The organism is Geodermatophilus sp. SYSU D00698, assembly GCF_054050335.1.
This window is the reverse complement of record NZ_JBJGZD010000005.1, coordinates 104514-125397: the sequence shown is the minus strand read 5'-3', so window position 1 is coordinate 125397 and position 20884 is coordinate 104514. Positions and strand designations below refer to the sequence as shown.

Annotated in this window: 17 protein-coding genes; 7 read left to right on the top strand and 10 right to left on the bottom strand. The window is 77.4% G+C overall.

The genetic code is table 11. The features are described 5' to 3' along the window. Nucleotides 1–38 precede the first annotated feature (38 nt). The 4 genes from ACI8AB_RS06610 to ACI8AB_RS06595 all read right to left on the bottom strand — a co-directional run bounded on the left by ACI8AB_RS06610 (nt 39) and on the right by ACI8AB_RS06595 (nt 5854). Nucleotides 39–1115 carry an acyl-CoA dehydrogenase family protein gene (locus tag ACI8AB_RS06610; RefSeq protein WP_456949440.1) on the bottom strand — a complete coding sequence of 359 codons (1077 nt, stop codon included), beginning with the start codon at nt 1113–1115 and terminating at the stop codon, nt 39–41. Next, on the bottom strand, nt 1115–2284 hold the full coding sequence (locus tag ACI8AB_RS06605; RefSeq protein ID WP_387988718.1) for an acyl-CoA dehydrogenase family protein: 1170 nt from the start codon (nt 2282–2284) through the stop codon (nt 1115–1117). Before ACI8AB_RS06605 ends, ACI8AB_RS06610 begins: the two co-directional genes overlap by 1 nt. 118 nt (nt 2285–2402) lie before the next feature. Then, nucleotides 2403–5051 (bottom strand): SpoIIE family protein phosphatase, encoded by a 2649-nt coding sequence (locus ACI8AB_RS06600; RefSeq protein WP_456949439.1) that lies wholly within the window; start codon nt 5049–5051, stop codon nt 2403–2405. Then, the gene (locus ACI8AB_RS06595) at nt 5048–5854 is read right to left on the bottom strand and encodes an alpha/beta fold hydrolase (protein ID WP_456949438.1); all 807 of its coding nucleotides are present in this window, start codon (nt 5852–5854) and stop codon (nt 5048–5050) included. The genes ACI8AB_RS06600 and ACI8AB_RS06595 overlap by 4 nt, the downstream gene beginning before the upstream one ends. A gap of 149 nt (nt 5855–6003) precedes the next feature. On the opposite strand from ACI8AB_RS06595, the gene ACI8AB_RS06590 reads away from it, so the two are divergent. The 4 genes from ACI8AB_RS06590 to ACI8AB_RS06575 all read left to right on the top strand — a co-directional run bounded on the left by ACI8AB_RS06590 (nt 6004) and on the right by ACI8AB_RS06575 (nt 11736). Next, the gene (locus ACI8AB_RS06590; protein WP_456949437.1) at nt 6004–6729 is read left to right on the top strand and encodes a hemerythrin domain-containing protein; all 726 of its coding nucleotides are present in this window, start codon (nt 6004–6006) and stop codon (nt 6727–6729) included. Nucleotides 6730–7145: 416 nt separating this feature from the next. Beyond that, complete coding sequence (locus ACI8AB_RS06585; RefSeq protein ID WP_456949436.1) at nt 7146–7856, top strand: hypothetical protein; 711 nt, start codon at nt 7146–7148, stop codon at nt 7854–7856. Nucleotides 7857–8060: 204 nt separating this feature from the next. Next, nucleotides 8061–10445 (top strand): HelD family protein, encoded by a 2385-nt coding sequence (locus tag ACI8AB_RS06580; RefSeq protein WP_456949435.1) that lies wholly within the window; start codon nt 8061–8063, stop codon nt 10443–10445. A 55-nt stretch (nt 10446–10500) separates the two neighbouring features. Continuing rightward, nucleotides 10501–11736: a hypothetical protein gene (locus tag ACI8AB_RS06575; protein ID WP_456949434.1), complete on the top strand. Its 1236-nt coding sequence runs from the start codon at nt 10501–10503 to the stop codon at nt 11734–11736. Between the two features lie 139 nt (nt 11737–11875). Here ACI8AB_RS06575 and ACI8AB_RS06570 read toward each other — a convergent pair whose 3' ends face one another. The 3 genes from ACI8AB_RS06570 to ACI8AB_RS06560 form a co-directional block, all read right to left on the bottom strand. Continuing rightward, nucleotides 11876–13096, bottom strand: a complete 1221-nt coding sequence (locus ACI8AB_RS06570) for a cytochrome P450 (protein ID WP_456949433.1) — start codon at nt 13094–13096, stop codon at nt 11876–11878. Between the two features lie 56 nt (nt 13097–13152). Next, entirely contained in the window at nt 13153–14790 is a 1638-nt protein-coding gene (locus ACI8AB_RS06565) for an SIR2 family protein (protein ID WP_456949432.1), read from the bottom strand. 73 nt (nt 14791–14863) lie between these two features. After that, nucleotides 14864–15505, bottom strand: a complete 642-nt coding sequence (locus ACI8AB_RS06560) for a hypothetical protein (RefSeq protein ID WP_456949431.1) — start codon at nt 15503–15505, stop codon at nt 14864–14866. A 107-nt stretch (nt 15506–15612) separates the two neighbouring features. Here ACI8AB_RS06560 and ACI8AB_RS06555 point away from each other — a divergent pair, with 107 nt between their 5' ends. From ACI8AB_RS06555 to ACI8AB_RS06545, 3 genes are all read left to right on the top strand, one after another. Further along, a complete protein-coding gene (locus ACI8AB_RS06555; RefSeq protein WP_456949430.1) occupies nt 15613–16455 on the top strand; it encodes a DUF1206 domain-containing protein in 843 nt (280 codons plus the stop codon). Nucleotides 16456–16519: 64 nt separating this feature from the next. Next, nucleotides 16520–17350 carry a DUF1206 domain-containing protein gene (locus ACI8AB_RS06550; RefSeq protein WP_456949429.1) on the top strand — a complete coding sequence of 277 codons (831 nt, stop codon included), beginning with the start codon at nt 16520–16522 and terminating at the stop codon, nt 17348–17350. After that, nucleotides 17347–18204, top strand: a complete 858-nt coding sequence (locus ACI8AB_RS06545; RefSeq protein ID WP_456949428.1) for a DUF1206 domain-containing protein — start codon at nt 17347–17349, stop codon at nt 18202–18204. The genes ACI8AB_RS06550 and ACI8AB_RS06545 overlap by 4 nt, the downstream gene beginning before the upstream one ends. Before the next feature lie 63 nt (nt 18205–18267). Here the strand turns inward: ACI8AB_RS06545 and ACI8AB_RS06540 are convergent, their stop codons facing one another. The 3 genes from ACI8AB_RS06540 to ACI8AB_RS06530 all read right to left on the bottom strand — a co-directional run bounded on the left by ACI8AB_RS06540 (nt 18268) and on the right by ACI8AB_RS06530 (nt 20870). Then, nucleotides 18268–19029 (bottom strand): SDR family oxidoreductase, encoded by a 762-nt coding sequence (locus tag ACI8AB_RS06540; RefSeq protein WP_387992857.1) that lies wholly within the window; start codon nt 19027–19029, stop codon nt 18268–18270. A gap of 93 nt (nt 19030–19122) precedes the next feature. Next, nucleotides 19123–20334 (bottom strand): acetyl-CoA C-acetyltransferase, encoded by a 1212-nt coding sequence (locus ACI8AB_RS06535; protein ID WP_387992855.1) that lies wholly within the window; start codon nt 20332–20334, stop codon nt 19123–19125. A 146-nt stretch (nt 20335–20480) separates the two neighbouring features. Then, nucleotides 20481–20870: an STAS domain-containing protein gene (locus ACI8AB_RS06530; protein WP_456949427.1), complete on the bottom strand. Its 390-nt coding sequence runs from the start codon at nt 20868–20870 to the stop codon at nt 20481–20483. Between the last annotated feature and the right edge of the window lie 14 nt (nt 20871–20884).

The following is a 20884-nucleotide window of genomic DNA, read 5'->3' as shown; positions in this document are numbered from 1 at the left end:
GCCCTGCCCGCCTCCCACACGGGAGGCGGGCAGGCGGCTCACACGACGGCGGTGAAGGCCGGCCAGACGTCCTGCGGGCCGGCGGCGACCAGGCCCGCGCCGAGGAAACGCGACCAGGTCAGCTCGCTGCCGGCCTCGTCGCGCCAGGACCAGCAGCGCCGGGTGAGGTGGTGCAGCCGGTGCTCCTGGGTGAAGCCGATCGCGCCGTGCACCTGGTGGGCGAGCTTGGCCACCCGCTCGACGGCCTCCCCCGCGCGCACCTTCGCGGCGGCCGCGGCCAGCCCGACCGTCGCCTCCCCGCGGCCCAGCGCCTGGACGACCGCGTCGACCAGCGCGGCGGTCGACGTGACCTCCCCGGCCATCTGCGCCAGCTCCACCTGGATCGCCTGGAACTTGCCCAGCGGCCGGCCGAACTGCTGCCGCTCGCCGGCGTACTGCACCGTCCACGCCAGCACCTGCTCCAGTGCGGCCGAGATCTGCACCGCGCGGGCCAGCGCGTAGCGGGCCCGGACCTCCGCCGCCTGCGCCGGGGTCAGCAGCGCACCGCGCGCGCCGACGCCGTCGAGCACCAGCGACCCGCGCGGCTCCCCCGCCAGGTTCACCGCCCGCGACGCCGTCAGCCCCGCCGCGTCCACGACGGCCAGCACCGCGCCCTCGATCCCGGCCGGGGCGGTGGCCAGCACCGCGACGTGCCGGGCCACGCCGGCCCACGCGACGTCGGTGGCGGTGCCGGAGAGGGTGAACCGGCCGGGGCCGTCGCCGTCGTCGGAGGGCTCGGCGGTGACCGTCCCGTCGACGGCGACCGTCAGCGGCTCCTCGGGCGAGGGGAGGTCGAGGTCGGCGGCCACCAGCGCGGGCCCGGCCACCAGCAGCTGCTCGGCCACCGGCACCGCGCCGGCACCGGCCGCCAGCGTGCGCACGACCGCCACGGCGTCGGCGAGCTCGCCGCCGGAGCCGCCGGCCTCCTCGGGCAGCCCGACGCCGGTGAGCCCGGCCTCGGCCAGCGTGCTCCACAGGCCCTCGTCCCACGGCCGCTCGGCGGTCAGGACGAACGGCTCGTGCCCGGTGAGGATGTCCCGGACGGTCTCGACCACCAGGTCCTGGTCGGATGCCATCAGCGCAGCCCCAGCCCTCGCGCCACGATCCCCTTGAGGATCTCGTTGGTGCCGCCGCGCAGCGTGTAGCCCGGCGCGTGCAGCTGTGCCTCGGCCAGCGCCCGGCCCAGCGGGTCGGGACTGTCCAGCGACGCCGGGACGTCGACCACCCGGCGCACCTCGTCGACGACGTCCTGCTCGAACGTCGTCCCCATGTCCTTGACCAGCGCGGCCGGGATGTCGGGCAGCTCCCCGCGGTCGAGCGCGGCGGCGATCCGCAGCGACAGCTGGCGCAGCGCCAGCGCCCGCGAGGACAGCCGGCCCAGCACCGCCAGCTGCGCGGGGTCGCCGGAGGCGGCGGCGCGGCGGCCGAACTCGGCCAGCAGCGGCCAGGTGGAGAGGAACCGCTCGGGGCCGGACCGCTCGAAGGCCAGCTCCGCGGTCACCTGGTGCCAGCCGGCGCCCTCGGTGCCCAGCAGCATGTCGCCGGGGACGACGACGTCCTGGAACACCACCTCGTTGAAGTGGTGGCCGCCGTCGAGGATGCGGATCGGGTTGACCGTGATGCCGGGCAGCGACAGGTCGACCAGCAGCTGCGTCAGCCCCTGGTGCTTGCCGCGCGGGCCCTCGCCGGGCGGGCCGGTGCGCACCAGCACGATCCCGTAGTGGGAGTGGTGCGCGTTCGACGTCCAGATCTTCGCGCCGTTGACCACCCAGTCGCCGTCGGCGTTGCGGGTCGCGCGGGTGCGGATCGAGGCGAGGTCGGAGCCGCTGTCGGGCTCGCTCATGCCGATGACGAAGTAGCACTCCCCCGCGGCGATGCGCGGCAGGATCTCCTTGCGCTGCGCCTCGGTGCCGTAGCGCAGCAGGTTCGGCCCGGACTGCCGGTCGGCGATCCAGTGCGCGGCCACCGGCGCGCCGGCGGCGAGCAGCTCCTCGGTGACGGCGTACCGCTCCTGCGCGGTGCGCTCGTGGCCGCCGTACTCCCTGGGCCAGGTCATGCCCAGCCAGCCGCGGGCGCCGAGCTTGCGCGAGAACTCCGGGTCCACGCCGGACAGCCAGGTGTCGACGTGCGTGGTGAAGGTCCCCGCGGCGAGCTCCTGCGCGAGGAACTCCCGGACCTCCAGGCGGACCCGCTCGGCCGCCTCGGACGGTGGCGCGGGCGCCAGGGTCAACTGGTTGCTGCTCATGACGGACACGTCCCCACGTCGGCGTGGCAGTTGTTCGCGTCGGTTCTACCGCGCGCAGCGGTGGAACACCCGCGCCGGGGTGTGTCGGACCCCCTCCGGCCGCCGGGCGGGGACGCCGTCAGCCGCGGTCGTCGCCGCCGGGGAACGCGTCCCGGGCGAGCTGGCGCAGCCCGCCGGCCACGTCGCCGGCGACCGTCGTCAGCCGGTCGACGGCGCCGGAGACCAGCCGGCGCACCGCGACGGGGTCCAGCCCCAGCACGGAGCCGAGCCCCGCCGCGACGTCGACCCCCGGGAAGCCGGGGGCCGGCTCGGGCGGCTCCGCCGGCCCCGGCGTCCAGCGCATCGCGTCACCGGAGACCGAGACGTCCCCGGTCGCGCCCTCGAGCACGTCGGTCAGCTCACTGCGCGTCTGCTCCACGGCCGCCTCCTCGCGCAAGGCCCCGCCGGTGGGGCGGTGGCTGCGATGGTCCGCCTCCTCACCCCCGCCCGCCAGACCCTCCACCCGCAGCCGCGTGAGCACGAGCAGGGCGACGTCGTCGGCGCGGCGGGGCCCGGCCAGGGCGTCGAGCAGCCGGTCGCAGAGGGCGTCCGGGTCCGTGTCACCGGGGGCCGCGGCGGCGACGGCGCGCAGCCGGTCCAGCCCCGCGTCGATGTCGGCGGTGCGGCTCTCCACCAGGCCGTCGGTGAACAGGACGAGCGTGGCGCCGGGCCGCAGCCGGCCCCGCCACTCCGGAGCGGGACCCGGCGGGGCGCCGAGCAACCGGCCCGGGCGGACGTCGAGCAGCCCGGCCCGCCCGTCCTCGACCAGCAGCGGCGGCAGGTGGCCGGCCGAGGCGATCCGCAGCCCGCCGGTGGGCGGGTGCAGCCGGGCGAACAGCGCGGTGGCCATCCGCGGCAGGCCCAGCAGCGGCCAGCTGCCGTGCAGCCGGTCGACCAGCGCCGCCGGCCCCGGCCGGTCCACCAGCAGCGCGCGGTGCACGCTGCGCAGCTGGCCCATCGTCGCCGCGGCCGTCACGTCGTGACCGACGACGTCGCCGACCGCCAGCGCCACCTCGCCGCCGGGCAGCGGCACGACGTCGTGGAAGTCGCCGCCGACGTCGGCACCGCGGCTGGCCGGCAGGTAGCGGACGGCGACGGCGTACCCCGGCACCTCCGGCGGCGCGGGCGGCAGCAGGCTGGCCTGCAGCGTGTGCGAGGTCCGCTCCTCCAGCTCGTGCCGCTGGGCCACGTCCATGCCCTGCGACATCTGCAGCGCGAGCTGCTCGGCGGTCTCGACGTCGGCCTCGCTGAACGGGCCGCGGCGCACGTCGGCGCCGAGCGAGATCACCCCGAGCGGCCGGTTCTCCGCGACCAGCGGCACGCAGACGAGGTCGGCCAGCTCCAGCGCCCGGGTGACCTCCCGGTGCCGCGGGCTCGTGGTGGCCCGGGCGAGCTCGGCGTCGGCCCCGCCGCGCAGCCAGACCGTGCGGTGCTGGGTCATCGCCCGCACGCTCGGGTGGGAGCCGTCGCGGCGGGGCAGGTGGACGTCGCGCAGCTCCTCGACCAGGGGGCGGCGGGCCGGGTCGGCGTGCGCGACCACCGGCTCGACCAGCCCGTGCTCGGTCAGCACGTCGACGACGCAGACGTCGGCCAGCCGGCGGACCGTCAGCTCGGCGAGCTCCGCGATCGTCTCGGTGACCCCGTGCCCGGCGGCCATGAGCCGGGCGGCCTCGAGCAGGAACGTCGACCGGGCCGCCTGCCGCACGGTCTCCTCGTGCAGCCGGACCCGCTCGAGCGCCTGCCCGGCCTGCCGGCCGAGGGTGGCCAGCAGGTCGGCGTCGGCCGGCGCCAGGGAGCCGCGCGCGCCGGGCTCCGTCAGGCTGATCAGCTCGCTGTCGTCGGTCACACCGAGGACCAGCACCAGCGCGCCGAGGTGCCGGTCGTCGGCGGCCGACACCGGCACGACGACGACCGCCTCCTGCCCGGCCTCGACCATCGCCTCCGCCAGTCCCGGCCACCGGTCGCGCAGCGCCGGCCCGACCGGCACCGACCGCACCCCGCCGGTGCGGACCAGCTCCGCGCCGTCCCGCGCCGCGGCGGCCAGCTCGCCGAGCAGGGGCGGCGCCACGTGGTCGCTGGCGGCCAGGGCGACCGGCAGCGGCGCACCCTCCGGCCCGGGGACGGCCAGCCACAGCGCGGCGCCGCCGGCCTCCACCGCCGCCCGCGCCCGGCGGACGACGACCTCGGCGACCTGCTCGGCCGACGCCGCCGCGGCCAGCTCGGAGACGACCTGGTGCAGCGTCCGCGCCCGCGCCTCCGACTCGGCCGCCGCCCGCTGCGCGGTGAGCAGCGCCCGCTCGTAGCGGCGCCGCGACGTCGCCTCGAACACCGTGGCGCGCACCAGCAGCGGCTGCCCGTCCTCGTCGCGGACCTCGACCGCGTTGAGCAGGCACGGCAGCACCGACCCGTCCGCGCGGACGACGTCGAGCGCCACCTCGCGGACCGCCCCCTGCAGCCGCAGCAGCGGCGCGAGGTGGGTCTCGTAGAACACCCGGCCACCGGCGTTGAGCAGGTCCGGCAGCCGCCGGCCGCGGACGTCGCCGGGCTCCCGGCCGGTCCAGGTGCAGAAGGTGCGGTTGACCTTGACCACCCGCCCGTCCGGGACCATCGACAGGTAGCCGCAGGGGGCGTTCTCGTAGAGGTCGGCGGGGTCCTCCTCCAGCAGCCGCGCGAGACCCTCCGGCTGCTGCTGCTCGAGCCGGTCCGGGGGCGGTGCGGGGTCGGTCACGGGCCGGCCGGGCCCCCGAGGAAGGCGCGGATCGCCGCGGTCGTCTCCTCGGGCGCGGACAGGTGCGGGCAGTGCCCGGTGGCGGCCAGCCGCGTGAAGACGCTGCCGGGCACCTGCGCGTGCACGAACCGGCCGACGGGCTCGGGGGCGATGGCGTCGTCGGAGCACTGCAGCACCAGGGTCGGGACCCGGAGCGCGGGGAGGTCGGCGCGGTTGTCGGAGAGGAACGTGACGCGGGCGAAGTCGCGGGCGATGCGGGGGTCGGTGCGGCAGAAGCTCGCGGCCAGCTCCGCGGCCACGTCGGGGTGGTCCGGTCCGGCGACCACCGCGGCCAGTCCCGCCGCCCACTGCGCCGGGTTGCTGTCGAGCGACTCCAGCAGCGCGACGACGTCGGCCCGGCTGAAGCCGCCGGTGTAGTCCTCGTCGTCGACGTAGCGCGGACTCGGGCCGATCATCACCAGCGCCCCGAACCGGCCGGGGTCGGCCCGCACGGCCAGCACGCCGATCATCGCGCTCACCGAGTGGCCGACGAGGACCACGTCGGTCAGGTCCAGCTCCCGGACGACGTCGAGGAGGTCCTCGGCGTAGCCGCGCAGGGAGCCGTGGCGGACGGGGTCGTAGGCGGAGACGTCGGACCCGCCGGCGCCGACGTGGTCGAAGGTGACCACCCGGTGGTCGACGGCGAACTCGGGCACCAGGGCCCGCCACATCGTCTGGTCGCAGCCGTACCCGTGCGCGAGCACCATCGGCCGGGCCCCTTCCGGCCCGCTCACGCGCACGCAGTTCCGGGTGACCACCGTCACCCCGGGGACGGTAACGGACGCGGGCGTCCCTGTCCCCGCCCGGTCGCGCACGGACCCCTGTCCCCTGGCCCGGCGGGCTCCTACCCTGCCCCCGTCCCGGACGAGACCGGTCCGGTCCCTCCCCCCGTGAGCTGCACCGGAGGTGCCCCGTGACCGCCGTCCCGACCTCCCTGCGTCCCCCCGCACCCGCCGCGGAGGTGCCCGCCGCGACCCGGGCCGGCGACTCCCAGCGCGTCCTGCACCGGCTGGTCCGCCGGGAGCTGCGGACCCTGGCCGAGCTGGCGACCTGGGCGCCGCCCGGCGACGCCGCGCGCACCGCGGCCCTGACCCGGCACGCCGACCTCGTCGGGCGGGTGCTGCTGGGTCACCACGCCGTGGAGCGCGAGCTGCTGTGGCCGGCCCTGGAGCGCGCGGTGCCGGCCGGCGCCGCGGGGCCCGCGCGGGCGCGGGTCGCCGCGTGGACCACCCGCTGCGCAGCCGTCGACAACCGCCTGCGCGACCTGTCCACCGCCGCCCGGCAGTGGGCGGTCGCCGGCACGCCGCCGGCCCGCGACGCCTTCGCGCTGGCCTGCCTGGACCTCGCGGCCGTCGTGGACGCGCAGACCGCGGCCGAGGAGCGGGAGCTGCTGCCGCTGCTGGAGGCGCACCTGCCGGCGCGGGAGTGGACGGCGATCGTGCACGCCGCGCGGCCGGCGCTGTCGGCGCGCGAGCGGCTGACGGTGCTGGGGCTGGCCCTCGAGGACGCCGCACCGGCGGAGCAGGCGCGGCTGATGGCGGGGCTGGGCCGGGGGACCCGGCTGGTCTGGCGGCTGGCCGGGCGGGCGCGCTACCGCGCGGCGGTGGTCCGGCTGCGGGGTGCCCCGCCCTCGCACTGAGGGCGGGCCGAGGGAGCGGGCGCGACGACGAGCCCGCTCCCGCAGGGGTCAGAAGCGCGACGTGCCGCAGTCCCGGCAGCGCTTCTTGGCCGTGGTGGTCTCGCCGTGGCAGTTCGGGCAGGTCCAGGACGCCCGCTCGGTGGGGCGCTCGGTCGTGGTCGTGGACATGGTGTTCTCCCCTGTCGTCCGGGAGCCTCCGACGGTAGGCAGCCGGGATGTCGGGGAGGTGTCCTGCGGGTTGCGGGACGGCACGGTCTCCCCCGGCTCCCCACCGATCACGCCACGAGCCACTGGCAGCGCACTGGGACGCGGGTGCAAGCCGGGCCTCCAGTCGGTGCCCAGTCCCGTACAGGAGGCGCGCGGGAGCGTCCTCGCAGCGAGCCGGACAGCGGCTCGACCACCGAGGAGGCACTGCCATGACCCGCACCGCCCTGACCCGCACCGCCCTGACCCGGACCCTGCTGCGCACCGCCGTCCCCGCGACCGCGTTCGCCGCCGTGCTCGCCACCGCCGGCACCGCGTCGGCCGGCTCGGTCGCCTACAACGCCTACGACACCGACGCCAACGGCTACGTCGACCTGTACGCCTTCGACGACAGCGGCGACCTCTACGAGGACACCTGGGCGGTCGACTGGGACGAGAACGGCTACGTCGAGCAGGTCGCCGTCGACACCGACCTCGACGGCTGGGCCGACACCTTCGCCTTCGACGGCGACGAGGACGGCTACGTCGAGGAGGTCGGCGTCGACACCACCGGCAACGGCCTGCCCGACGTGTGGGGCGCCGACTCCGACCTCGACGGCTACCTGGACGCCGCCGCCTACGACGTCGACGACGACGGGTACGCCGACTGGTCCGAGCCGATGGCCCCGACCTCCTACGCCTACGCGTCGGTGACCTACGTCTTCGCCGAGGCCGACGGCTGGATCTACTGGGAGGTGTCGGTCGAGTACGGCTACGGCCTGACCTCCGACTCCGACGACAGCGGGATCGAGCCGGCGGACGGCGGCACGTTCACCGCCGCCCAGGACACCTCTGCCGGGGACACCGCCACCGGGGACACCGCGCACGAGTGGACCGGCGACACGGTCACCACCGCGCTGCGCGAGCTGGCCGGCCTGTTCTGACCGCACGCATCCGGAGTCCGGCCGGCCGGGGCCACGGGGGCCCGGCCGGCCGCGCCCGTGGTGGATCCCTCCCGCCGACACGCGGCGCAGAGGTGACAGCGGGGGGTGGACAGGCGCAGGATGGTCGATTGCCGCGCGCGTCAGGAATGGCGCCGGAATGGCACCGAAGAGAGATTGCCGACCATTCTAGCAGAGGGAAGTGCATTGCCGGCGAGCCCGTCCGACGTCGTCCCCGACCCCGACCTCGACGCCGCAGAACTCGACACCGCAGGCCTCGACACCGCTGGCCTCGACACCGAGGTGGCCCTCGAGCAGGAGTACGTCACCGACCTGTACCGCCGGCTGGACGCGGCCCGCGAGCTGGCCAGCACCCGCTGGCGGCAGGCGATCACCTGGCCGGCCGTCGACCCGCAGGCGCTGCAGGAGCGCGACGCCACCGTCCGCTTCCACGGCGAGCGGGTGGTCGCGCTCGACGCCGCCGAGGCCGGGCTGGTCGTCGGCCGCATCGACCGCGCCGACGACGGCGGCGCCCTCTACGTCGGCCGGATCGGCCTGCCCGGCGACGACCCCGCGCAGGACCCGGCGCTGGTCGACTGGCGGGCCCCCGCGGCCCGGCCGTTCTACGTCGCGACGCCGGTGCAGCCGCTGGGCATCGTGCGCCGCCGGCACATCCGCACCCGCGGGCGCACCGTCGTCCGCCTCGACGACGAGGTGCTCACCGACGGCGTCATGGGCTCCGGCCTGACCGGCGAGACCGCGCTGCTGGCCGCGCTCGACGCCTCGCGCACCGGGCGGATGACCGACATCGTCCGCACCATCCAGGCCGAGCAGGACCGGGTGATCCGCAGCGACGCCGCGGGCGTGCTCGTCGTCCAGGGCGGGCCGGGCACCGGCAAGACCGCCGTCGCGCTGCACCGGGCGGCCTACCTGCTCTACACGCACCGCGAGCGGCTGGCCCGCCGCGGCCTGCTCGTCGTCGGCCCGACGCCGACCTTCCTGCGCTACATCGCCGATGTGCTGCCCTCCCTCGGCGAGACCGGCGTGCTGCTGGCCGGGCTCGGGCAGCTGCGCCCGGGCCTGGATGCCCGGGGCGAGGAGCCGCCGGAGAGCGCGGCGGTCAAGGGCCGGCTGGAGATGGTCGACGTGCTGCGCGCCGCCATCGCCGACCGGCAGGTGGTGCCCGCCGCGCCGCGGGAGGTCGAGGTGGACGGGTTCGCGTTGCGGCTGCGGCCGATCGACGTCACCCGCGCGCAGAACGCGGCGCGCCGCGCGGACCCGCTGCACAACCTGGCCCGGCCGGTGTTCGTCCGCCGCGTCGTCGACACGCTGACCAAGCGCTACGCCGACCGGCTCGGCCGGGACGTGGACGGCGGCGCGGGTCTGCTCGACCGGGAGGACGTCGCCGCGCTGCGCCGCGAGGTGAGCGAGGACCCGGGCGTGCGGTCGCTGCTGGCGGAGCTGTGGCCGGTGCTGACCCCCGAGCGGCTGCTCACCGACCTGTTCGCCGACCCGGCGCGGATCGCCGCGGCCACCCCCGGCTGGTCCGACGCCGACCGCGCGCTGCTGCACCGCCCGCGCGGCAGCGCCGCGTCACCGGTGCAGTGGACCCCGGCCGACGTCCCGCTGCTGGAGGAGGCCGAGGAGCTGCTCGGCTTCGACGACAGCGCGCAGCGCGCCCGCGCCGACCGGGACCGCCGCCGCGCGCTGCAGCGGGCCCAGGAGACCCTCGACGTGCTGCACGGCTCCCGGTCGGTGGACCTGGAGGACGAGCACCTGGAGGCCGAGGTGCTCAGTGCCGGCGACCTGCTCTCGGCCGAGGACCTCGCCGACCGGCAGCGCGAGCTGGACCTGCGCACCACCGCCGAGCGGGCGGCCGCCGACCGCACGTGGACCTTCGGGCACGTCGTCGTGGACGAGGCGCAGGAGCTCTCGCCGATGGCGTGGCGGCTGCTGGTGCGCCGCTGCCCGACCCGGTCGATGACCGTCGTCGGCGACGTCGCGCAGACCGGCAGCCTCGGCGGCGCGCAGCGGTGGGACGCCGTCCTGCGCCCGCACGTCGGCGACGCGTTCCGGCTGGAGGAGCTGACCGTCAACTACCGCACCCCGGCCGAGGTGATGGCGGTGGCCGCCGACGTGCTGGCCGCGACGGGCACCGGGCTGCGGCCGCCGCGGTCGGTGCGCACCGGCGGCACGCCGCCGGTCGCGGAGGTCACCGGGGAGTCCGCGCTGGCCGGGCGGGTCGCCGCGGTGGCCGCGGACCTCACCGGCCGGGAGGGGACGACGGCGGTGCTCGTGCCGCCGAGCCGGGTCGCCGGCGTCGTCGCGGCGCTCGCGGCGCTGCGGCCGGACGTGCAGTCCGGGCCGGGCGCGGACTCCTCGCTGGGGCCGGTGGTGCTCACCCCGGGCGAGGCCAAGGGCCTGGAGTTCGACTCGGTGGTGGTCGCCGACCCGCAGGGCGTGCTGGACGAGGGCGTGCGCGGGCTCAACGACCTCTACGTCGCGCTCACCCGCGCCACCCAGCGGCTGACCGTGCTCTCCCCCGGCCCGCTGCCCGCGGTGCTCGGCCGGCTGGCGGCCGAGGCGGCCTAGCGGGGTCCAACCGCGGGCGCAGTGCGGTGCAAGCGCGGTCCGGAGGGTGGACGGTGTGTCCCGCTCCCGCCTGCTGACCGTGTCCGCCCTGCTCCCCGCCGCGCTGCTCGCGACGACCGCATGCTCCCCGGGCCCGGCGGCCGAGCCCTGGTCCGCCACGCCGGCGGCCGAGGTCGCGCGCACCACCGTGTCCGCGCCCGGCACCGTCCCGGCCGGCGACCGCACCGACGCCCGCGGGGTCTCCGCCGGCCCGGACGGCACCACGCTCGTCGTGCTGGCCGGTGACGACACCGCGGACGGCACCGCGGACGGCACCGCGGACGGCACCGCGGACGGCACCGCGCCGGGCGCCGCGCTGGCCGTCGTCGGCCCGGACGGCACGACGGTCCAGGCGACGGCGGAGCTGGCGCCCGGCTCCCGCCCGGACACCGCGTTCGGCTCCGGGGGTGCGGCCGTGGTGGCCGGGCCGGTGTGGCCGGGCGCGGGACCGGTCGGCTACGCGCTGCAGGTCGTCGACCCGGCGACCGGGACGGTCACCGCCACCCTCCCGGTCGCCGTCCCCGGGGACGCGCTGCTCACCGGCTCGGCCGCGGCCCTGGGCCCCGACGGCGTCCTGTACGTGGCCGTGTCCCGCAGCGCCGGTCCCCCGCTGCTGCTCGCCGTGGACCCGGCCACCGGCGCGGTCCGGGCCTCGGCGGACGTCGACCTCGCCGTCGACGGGGTCGAGCCCACCTCCGCGGAGGTCGGGGCGGTGGCGGTGTCCCCCGACGGCTCCCGCGTGGTCCTGGCCGCGACGACCCCGGGACCCGACACGGGAGCGCCGGCCCGCAGCCTGCTGCTGCCCCTGACGCCGGACCTCCTGCCGCGGAGCGCGCCGGTCGACCTCACGCCCGGCTTCGTCCGCACCGGGGTCCAGGACCTGGTCGTGGTCGGAGACGGCACCGTGTACGCGGTGGTCCGCGGCGCCGACGCCGACGGCGCCGACCGCGAGCACGTGGTGACCGTCGGCGTGGGCGCGACCGAGCCCACGGTGCTCACCGCCGACGGCGCCTTCCGCGGCACGCCGGTCACCGACGCCGAGTTCGACGGGACGGCGCTGTGGCTGACGCTGCAGCAGGAGTCGGCCGCGGCGTCGGTGGTCGTCGTCGACGTCCGGACGGGAGCGGTGGGGGCGCCGCTCGGCCTGTGCGACGAGCTGGCCGGGTACCTGCACGCCGGGGACGACGGCCGCATCGCGGTGACCGCCCGCTGCGACGGCGAGGCCGTGCTCTGGTGGCTCGACCCCCGGTGACCCCTCCTCCGCGGACGCTCGTGCTCTGCCCCCACATACGGGGCAGAGCACGAGCGCGTGGAGGGACACCCGTCGGCCCTCTCTTCGTGCTCTGCCCCCACGGGCGGGGCAGAGCACGAGCGTGCGCGGAGGGACCCGGTCAGCGCGGCTGCATGACCACGCGGCTGGCCGGCAGGGCGGGAATGCGGTGCAGCGGGATGGTCAGGTCCTGGCCGGGGGCGAAGTCCGCCCGCAGCCGGGCCAGCCGGGGCGCCAGCGCGGCGAGCAGCGCGACCGTGATCTGCTCGCCGGGGCAGCGGTGGTTGGTCCGCGGGTCGCCGCCGCCCTGCGGCACCAGGTCGAACTCGCCGATCCCCCGGTCGAGGAACCGCTCGGGGCGGAAGGCGTAGGGCTCCTCCCACAGGTCCGGGTCGTGGTTCTGCCCGTACAGGTCCAGCAGCACCATCGCGTTCTTGGGGATCGTCTGCCCGGCGAACTCCAGCCGCTGCGGCGCCCGGCCGCCGATGAACGGCGCGAAGGGGTAGAAGCGCCGCACCTCGTGGGCCCACGCCTCGGCGAAGGGGGCGTCGGCGGCGGCCAGCTTGCCGCGGTAGTCGGGCCAGGTGGCGAGCGCGTGCCCGGAGAAGGCCAGGAACCAGGCGACGGCGGTGGTCGGGCGGATGACGTTGAGCAGCTCGACGGCGGCCACCCGCGGGTCGAGCAGCCCGCCGTCGGCGTCCCGGTGCGCGGCCACGACCTGCAGCACCGACCCCGCCGGCACGACCAGCTCGCCGGACCGGACCCGCTGGACGATCCCGGCGAGCCACTCCTCCCGCCGGCCGCGGGCCCGCCGCGCGCGCCAGTGCCGCGGCCCGCCGGTGGCGAAGCCGTCGACCATCGCCAGCAGGTCGCGGGCCAGCGCGGGCACCTCGTCGTCGGCGACCGTGATCCCGGCCCAGCGGGTGACCGCGCCGGCGATCACCCGCGCCGACTCGTCGAACAGCACGAACTCCGGGCGGCCGGACCACTCGCGGGCGGCGCCGTCCCAGGCGGCGCCGGCCCGCTCGGCGAGCGCGTCGATCGCGGCGGGGTCCATGAGCACCCGGACGAACATCGCCTTGCGGACCCGGTGCGCCTCGCCGTCCAGGGTGTGCACCGCGCCCTTGCCGAACAGCGTGCCCTGCACCGGCTCGGGGATGGCGTGCGCGCGGTGCACGTGGTCCTCGTCGTAGAGGAACCGCGCCGCCTCGGGACCCTCGATGCCGACCGCGGGCAGGCCGCCCAGCCGCGTCCCGACGGCGTGCCGGCCGCGGGCGCGGCGCAGGTCGGGCAGCCAGGCGTAGCCCTTGGTGAGCAGGGCGAGGGAGTTCTCCAGGCGCATGGGTCCCGCGGTTCCCCGTACGCGGGCGGGTCAACCCCGGCCGGGTGGGGCCGACCTCAGCCCGGGCGCTGCTGCTGCAGCCGGTCGTCGCGGGCGTCGGTGGCCTCGTCGACGGGGCGGTCGTCGGCGGGCCGGTCGTCGCCGGACCCGTCGCGCGCACCGGCCGACCGCCCGGCGCCCAGGCGGCGCAGCAGCGCGGCCACCTCCCCCGCCGCCGACGGTGTCGACGCCCCCTCCGGCAGGCGCTCGGCGACCGGCTGCAGCGCCTCGGCCAGCACCCGCTCCTCGTCCGAGAGCATCCCGCGGTAGGCCGGGTCGAGCAGGTAGCCGGTGGGCGGCGTGGACAGGCAGCCGAGCAGGTCCAGCAGCACCTCGAGCCGGCGCGCGGCCTCGGCCGGCGGGGCGTCCGGCCCGCCCATCGCCACGGTCTCGACGTCCTGCTCCCACAGCCGGCTGCGGGCGGCGTCCTCGCGCAGCGCGAGCACCGTGCCGGAGCGGCGGCGCGGCTCGCGCCCGGGCACCTGCACCGCGCTGCGCACCTGGTGGGCGATGCGGATCAGGTCGTCGTCGAGCATCGAGGTGCCCACGAACAGCACGTGCCGGGTGAGCAGCAGCGAGTGCAGGACGCCGGAGAGCGCGGCGCGGGAGTCGCCGAGCTGCAGGTACTCCTCGCGGGTCAGCACGACGCCGGCCGGGTGCGCGGCGTCGCCGTGCAGCTTGAGCAGCCACGGCCGGCCGGGCCGGGGCTCGTCGTAGGGCAGCACCGACAGCTCCCGGCCCATGTCGGCGGCGGCGAGCTCGACCAGCGGGTCGTAGTTGGTGGTCACGAACTCCTGCACCGGCAGGTCGGCGATCAGCGCGTGCGCCAGCGCGTACGGCCCGGGGCCGAAGCGCTCCTGCACGAACCGCTCGAGCTCGTCGCGGCCGAGCTCCCGGGCCAGCAGCGCCGCGGCGTCCTGGGGAGGCAGCCGGGACAGCCCCTCGCGCAGGTCGTCGTCGAGGCCGGAGCGGGCGGCCAGCTCCCCGAGCAGCTCCTCCCACGTCGGCAGGCCGGCGGCGGCGCTGACCCCGGCGCCGATGAACAGCGCCAGCTGGCCGCGGCGGGCGCGCTCCCCCAGCTGCTCGGCCAGCGCCCTCAGCGGCTCGGGCAGGTCCCAGCCACCGTCGTCGCCGCGGCGCACCCGCTGGGCGGCGGCGAGGTCGCTGGGCCCGCGCAGCACCAGCGCGACGTCGAAGCCGTGCTCGTCCGCGGCCTCGCGCAGCACCGGCAGCAGCTGCTGCAGCAGGTCGCCGCGCCGCCCGGCCGCCCCGCCCCAGCCGGTGCCCAGCGCCGGCAGCCCGACCAGCCGCCGCGCCCGGCCGTGCACCGGCTCGGTCACCTCGCGGCGGGCGACGGCGGCCAGCGCCTCGCGGGCGCCGTCGAGCAGCCAGCCCAGCCCGCGGCCGCGGTCGTCGACGGTGTCGAGCAGCCAGGCCCGCCGCGGCCCGCTGCCGGGGACCTCGAGCACCCGCTCGTCGCCGTGCCACGCCAGGTCGACGCACACGCCGTCGGCGTCCTCGTCGGTGACCAGGTCGTCGGGCAGCAGCGCCCGCCAGCTGGCGGCGACGCGCAGCGTCCGGCCGGTGGGCACCAGGACGTCGTCGCAGGACAGGCGGGTCAGGTCGGCGCCGACGACGAAGACGTGTGCACTCACGCCCGGTCCCCTACCCACGGCACCGCCGCGACGGAACGGCAGCGGGTGGGAACTCGCGACCGGAGCGGCCGCGTCAGCCGGCCTGCGGGACGCCGCAGCCGCCGGCCGAGCAGGCGCAGCCCGCGCACCCGGCCGGACGGGCCGGGACCGGGGCGGTGGCGACGGCGCGCAGGCCGGCCGCGGCGACCAGCAGCGGCACCGCCGCCAGGCCGGTGGCCAGGGCGGCGACCACCGTGGCGACGTCGGCGGCGCGGCCGGCGCCCTGGACGGCGAGCGTGCCGGCGAGCAGCGCGCCGACCAGCACCGTCCACACCAGCAGCGCCGCGCCGCCGCGGCGGGCGGCGCCCCCGCGGGCGAACGCCACGGCCGAGCCGGCGAGCAGCACCAGCGGGACGCCGGCGAGCAGCACCCAGCCGGTCGCGGCGGCGGAGACGACGGCGACCGCGACCGCGGCGACCCCGCCGGCGACGGCGGCCGCCCCGGCCGGGACCGACCCGGCGCGCAGCAGCCCGGCGCCGCGGGCGGCGGCGAGGACGCCCAGCCCCCCCAGCAGCAGCCGGGCGCCGAGGTCCCCGGTCACGACGGCGAGCACCGCGAGGACGACGAGCACGACACCGAGGGCGGCGCGCAGCGGCCAGGCGCGGCGGGCGACGTCCCGCTCCGTGCGGAGAGGAGCGGGACCTGTCTTCGTGCGTGCCGTCGTCGCGTTGACCACGACGCCCAGTGTCCCGCATCGGCCGCCGGACCCGGCGCGGCGGCCCGGCGCGTGCGACGCTCGGGTCCCGCGCGAGCAGGCGCACGGGCGAGGACGACGGGGGCGGCGTGACCGAGGGCGGGGTCCGGGCGCCGCAGCGCGCTGCCCGCAGCCGCCTGCTCGAGCACGTCGCCCGCGCCGGGCTGGTCGGCTACGCCCTCATCCACCTGCTGGTCGCCTGGCTGGCGCTGCAGCTGGGCTGGGGCACGCCCGGGCTGGTCACCCCCGCCGAGTCGACCGACTCCGCCGGCGCGCTCGCCCTGCTCGCCGCCACCCCGCTGGGCAACGTCCTGCTGTGGGTGCTGGCCGGCGCGCTGGCCGGCCTGTGCCTGTGGCAGGCGGTCGAGGTGCTGCGCCACCACCACCGGCTGCCGCCGCCGGGCCGCGAGCGCCGCGCGGCGCTGGTGCAGGTGGTCAAGACCGTGGGGACGGCGGCCCTCTACGGCTACCTGGCGGTGGCGGCGGTCCGGCAGGCCCTGGGCCTGGTGCAGCCGCCCGCCGAGGACCGCGAGGCCGTGCGGGGCGTGCTGTCGTGGCCGGCCGGACAGGAGCTGGTGGTGGGCGTCGCGGCGGTCGTCGTCGGCATCGGGCTCTACCACGTGCGCAAGGGCCTGCGGTCGGACTTCCTCGGGGAGATCGACCTCCGCACCGTCGCCCCGGCGCTGTGCCGGCTCACCCACCGGTTCGCCCAGCTGGGCTTCGTGCTCAAGGGCGTGGCGCTGGTCCTCGTCGGCGGCATCGTGGGCTGGGCCGCGGCGACCTTCGACCCGGCGCGCGCCACCGGTCTCGACGGGGCGCTGCGCGCCGTCGCCGGGGAGCCCTACGGCCGGTGGCTGCTGGTCGTCGTCGCCACCGGGCTGGCCTCCTTCGCCGTCTACCTGCTGGCCCGGGCCCGGCACCCGGTCGGCTGACCGGCGCGGCGGCCGTCCGCGTGCCACGCTGACGCGGCACAGGAGCGGACCGAGGAGGGCGGCCATGACCGGAACGGGGACGGCGGCGGGCAGGTCCGGCAGGAGTGACGCCCTCGAGAACCTGGCGCGCGTGGGGCTGGTCGCCTACGGCGTCGTCCACCTGCTGGTCGCCTGGCTGGCGCTGCAGCTGGCCTGGGGTGGCGGCGGGCAGCCGGCCGACCAGTCCGGCGCGCTCGGCACCCTCGCCGCCACGTCGGTCGGCAAGCCGCTGCTGTGGGTGCTCGCCATCGGGCTGGTCGCACTCGCGCTGTGGCAGGCCGCCGAGGTGCTGCGCTGGCGGTACGGCTGGTCGGCGTCCGGTGAGCTGCGGAAGAAGGCGGTCACGAAGTCGGTCAAGGCGCTGGCCAAGGCGGTGGTCTACGTCGTGCTGGCGGTGACCGCGTTCCGGTTCGCCGCCGGCGCCGGCCAGTCGAGCGCGGCCCAGCAGCAGCAGACCGCGGCCGGCGTGTTCGGCTGGCCCGGCGGGCGCTGGCTGGTCGGCGCGGCCGGCCTGGTGGTGATCGGCATCGGCGTCCACCACGTGCTCAAGGGCGTCAGGAAGAGCTTCGTCGACGAGATCGACCTCGCCGCCGCACCCCCGGCCGCCCGCCGCACGGTCACCCGGCTCGGCCAGGTCGGCTACCCGGCCAAGGGCGTGGCGTTCGGGGTGGTCGGCGCCCTGCTGGTCTACGCGGCGGTCACGGTCGACCCGGCCAAGGTCTCGGGCCTCGACGGCGCGATGCGCACCATCCTCGAGGCCCCGTTCGGGAAGGCGCTGCTGACCCTGGTGGCCGTGGGCATCGCCGCGTTCGGCGTCTTCTGCTTCGTCCGGGCGCGCTACCCCGAGCGGACGTGACGGGGCCGCTCTCCCGTGTGCACCGGGCGGTCGCGGCCGCCCGGGAGGTCACCGACCACCCGGTGCTGGAGGCCACCGCCCGCGTCGGGCTCGTCGCCTACGGGGTGGTGCACCTGCTCATCGGCTGGCTGACCTGGCGGGTCTCCCGCGGGGCCGGCGGCACCGACGCCGACCAGACCGGGGCGCTGGAGACGGTCGCCGGCACCCCCGGCGGGTCGGTGCTGCTGTGGGCGATCGGCCTGGGACTGCTGGCGCTGGCGCTCTGGCAGGGCGGTGAGGTGCTGCTGTGGTGGCGCGGGCTGCTCGACCCGGCGCACCGCACCCGCACCGCCGTCGTCTGCGCCAAGTGCCTGGCCAAGGCGTTCGTGTACGCCGTCCTCGGCGTCACCGCGCTGCTGTTCGCCGTCGGCGCCGACTACGAGGCCGACGAGCGGCTGCGCGAGCTGACCGGCGAGACCCTCGAGGTGCCCGGCGGCGCGGTGGCGGTGGCGGTCGCGGCCACCGGCGTCGTCGCGGTGGGGCTGTACTCGCTGTGGCGCGGGGCCACCGGCGGCTTCATGAAGGACGTCGACCTGCCCGCCGCCCCCGACCGGTGGGAGCCGGTGATCGAGGCCGTCGGGCGGGTCGGGTACGTGGCGAAGGGCGTGGCGTTCGGCGTCGTCGGGGTGCTGCTGTGGCGCGCGGCGACGACGGCCGACGTCTCCACCGCCACCGGCCTGGACGGCGCGGTGACCACGATCGGCCACACCGGCGCGGGACCGTGGCTGCTCACCGTCGTCGCGGCCGGGTTCGCGGCGTTCGGCGTCTACGCCCTGGCCCGCGCCCGCTACCCCGACCGCGACCCGTCGCAGTGACGTGCGGGAACGGCCCCCGTGCGGGGCCCTCCGCCTGCGCGTGCGAGGCGTGGGGGGCCTTCCTCAGGTGCGGGGGCCGCCGGCGACGTAGACGACCTGGCCGGAGACGAAGCCCGCGCCCTCGCTGACGAAGAACGAGACGGTGTGCGCGATGTCCTCGGGGACGCCGGCGCGGGCCACCGGGATCGCCGCGGCGCGCTCGGCCACGTACTCCTCCCAGTCGCGGCCGATCCGCTCGGCGGTCGCCCTGGTCATCTCGGTCTGGATGAAGCCCGGGGCGATCGCGTTGGCGGTGACGCCGAACTTGCCCAGCTCGATGGCGAGGGTCTTGGTGAAGCCCTGCAGCCCGGCCTTCGCGGTGGCGTAGTTGGCCTGGCCGCGGTTGCCCAGCGCCGAGGTGCTCGACAGGTTGACCACCCGGCCCCACTTCGCGTCCACCATGTGCTTCTGGCAGGCGCGGGTCATGAGGAACGAGCCGCGCAGGTGGACGTGCATGACCAGGTCCCAGTCGGCGTCGGTCATCTTGAACAGCATGTTGTCGCGGGTGACGCCCGCGTTGTTCACGAGCACGACCGGCGGGCCGAGCTCGGCGGCGATCCGGTCGACGGCGGCCTGCACCTGCTCGGCGTCGCCGACGTCGGCCCCCACCCCCAGCGCGCGCCCCCCGGCGGCCTCGATCGCCTGGACGGTGCCCGCGGTCGAGGACTCGTCGAGGTCGAGCACGGCGACGGCGAAGCCGTCGGCGGCCAGGCGGAGCGCGGTGGCCGCACCGATGCCACGGGCGGCGCCGGTCACGATGGCGACGCGGGCGGGGGACTCGCTCATGGGGAGGTTCTCCTCGGGGTCGGGGGCTGCCGGCCGATCATGCCGGGCAGCCCCGGACACGCCGGGTGGGGTGTCACCCGCCGGGGCGGGTCCTCACACCCGCTCGAGGACGGCGGCCAGGCCCTGCCCGCCGCCGATGCACATGGTCTCCAGGCCGTAGCGGGCGCCGCGGCGGTCCATCTCGCGGGTCAGCGTGGCGAGGATCCGCCCGCCGGTGGCGCCGACCGGGTGGCCCAGCGAGATGCCCGAGCCGTTGACGTTCATCCGGTCGAAGTCGGACTCGGTGAAGCCCCACTCGCGGGTCACCGCCAGCACCTGGCTGGCGAAGGCCTCGTTGAGCTCGATGAGGTCGATGTCGGAGAGCTTGAGGCCGGCGAGGTCCAGCGCCTTCGCGGTCGCGGGGACCGGGCCGATGCCCATGGTCCGCGGCGGGACGCCGGCCACCGCCCAGGACACGACGCGGGCCAGCGGGCGCAGCCCGTGCTCGGCGGCCTTCTCCGGCGAGGTGACGACGCAGACCGCGGCCCCGTCGTTCTGGCCGCTGGCGTTGCCGGCGGTGACGGTGGCCTCGGGGTCGTCCCTGCCCATGATCGGGCGGAGCCTGGCGAGGGTCTCGACGTTCGAGTCGGGGCGGATGTGCTCGTCGCGCTCGACGACGGTGTCGCCCTTCCGGCCCTTGACCGTCACCGGGACGATCTCGTCGGCGAACCGGCCCTCCTCGGTGGCGGCGGCGGCCCGCTGGTGGCTGCGGACGGAGTACTCGTCCTGCTCCTCGCGGCCGATCGAGTACTCGCGGCGCAGGTTCTCCGCGGTCTCGAGCATGCCGCCGGGCACCGGGTGGTTCACGCCGCCGGCGGTGACGCGGCCGCGGGCCAGACCGTCCTGCAGCAGGACGCCGGGGCCGGCCTTGACGCCCCAGCGCATGGCGGTCGAGTAGAACGGCGCGTTGCTCATCGACTCGGCACCGCCGGCCAGCACGACGTCGGCGGCGCCGGTCTGCACCTGCATCGCGGCGTACAGCACCGCCTGGAGGCCCGAGCCGCAGCGGCGGTCGACCTGGATGCCGCTCGCGGTCACCGGCAGGCCGGCGTCGAGCGCGGCGACGCGGCCGATGGCCGGTGCCTCCATGGTCGGGTAGCAGTGGCCGAGGACGACGTCGTCGACCGACTCCGGCGGCAGGCCGGTGCGCTCCATGAGCGCCCTGACGACGGTGGAGGCGAGGTCCTGCACGGGCACGTCCCGCAGCGACCCCCCGAAGCCCCCGACCGGGGTCCGCAGCGGCTCACAGATGACCGCGTCACGCACGGCGTCCTCCTCGACTCGGCCGGCGGGCAGGCCCCGCACCGCCGCCGAGTGTGCTCCCCGGCGAGGGGCCGCGCGCAGTCAGGTCGGGAGCGGCCCCCTCGCAGGGGCCCGCCGCGAGCGTGGGAGACGGGGGAGGAGTCCCTCCGTCAGGCGGCGCCGGCCCCGGCGCCGGGCCGGACCTGCTCGACGCCCAGCAGGTCCCAGAGGCCGGTGACCTGCAGCGCCCGGGCCACCGCCCGGGTGCCGACCAGCACCCGCAGCCGGGTGCCCTGCGCCTCGGCGGTGCGGTGCGCGACCGCCAGCGCGGACAGGCCGGCCGAGTCGAGGAAGGTCACGGCCTCGAGGTCCACGGTGACCACCCGCGGGTCCGCGGCGAGGGCGCCGTCGAGCTCACGGCGGAGCAGCGGCGCGCTGGCGCAGTCGACCTCACCGGCGCACAGGAGCCGGGTGACGCCGTCGAGGGAGACGGTCTCGACGGTCAGCAGGTCGTCGGCGGCGCCCGAGGTCGTCGGGGGGCCTGAGGAGAGTGTGGTCACGGTGCGCCTCTCGA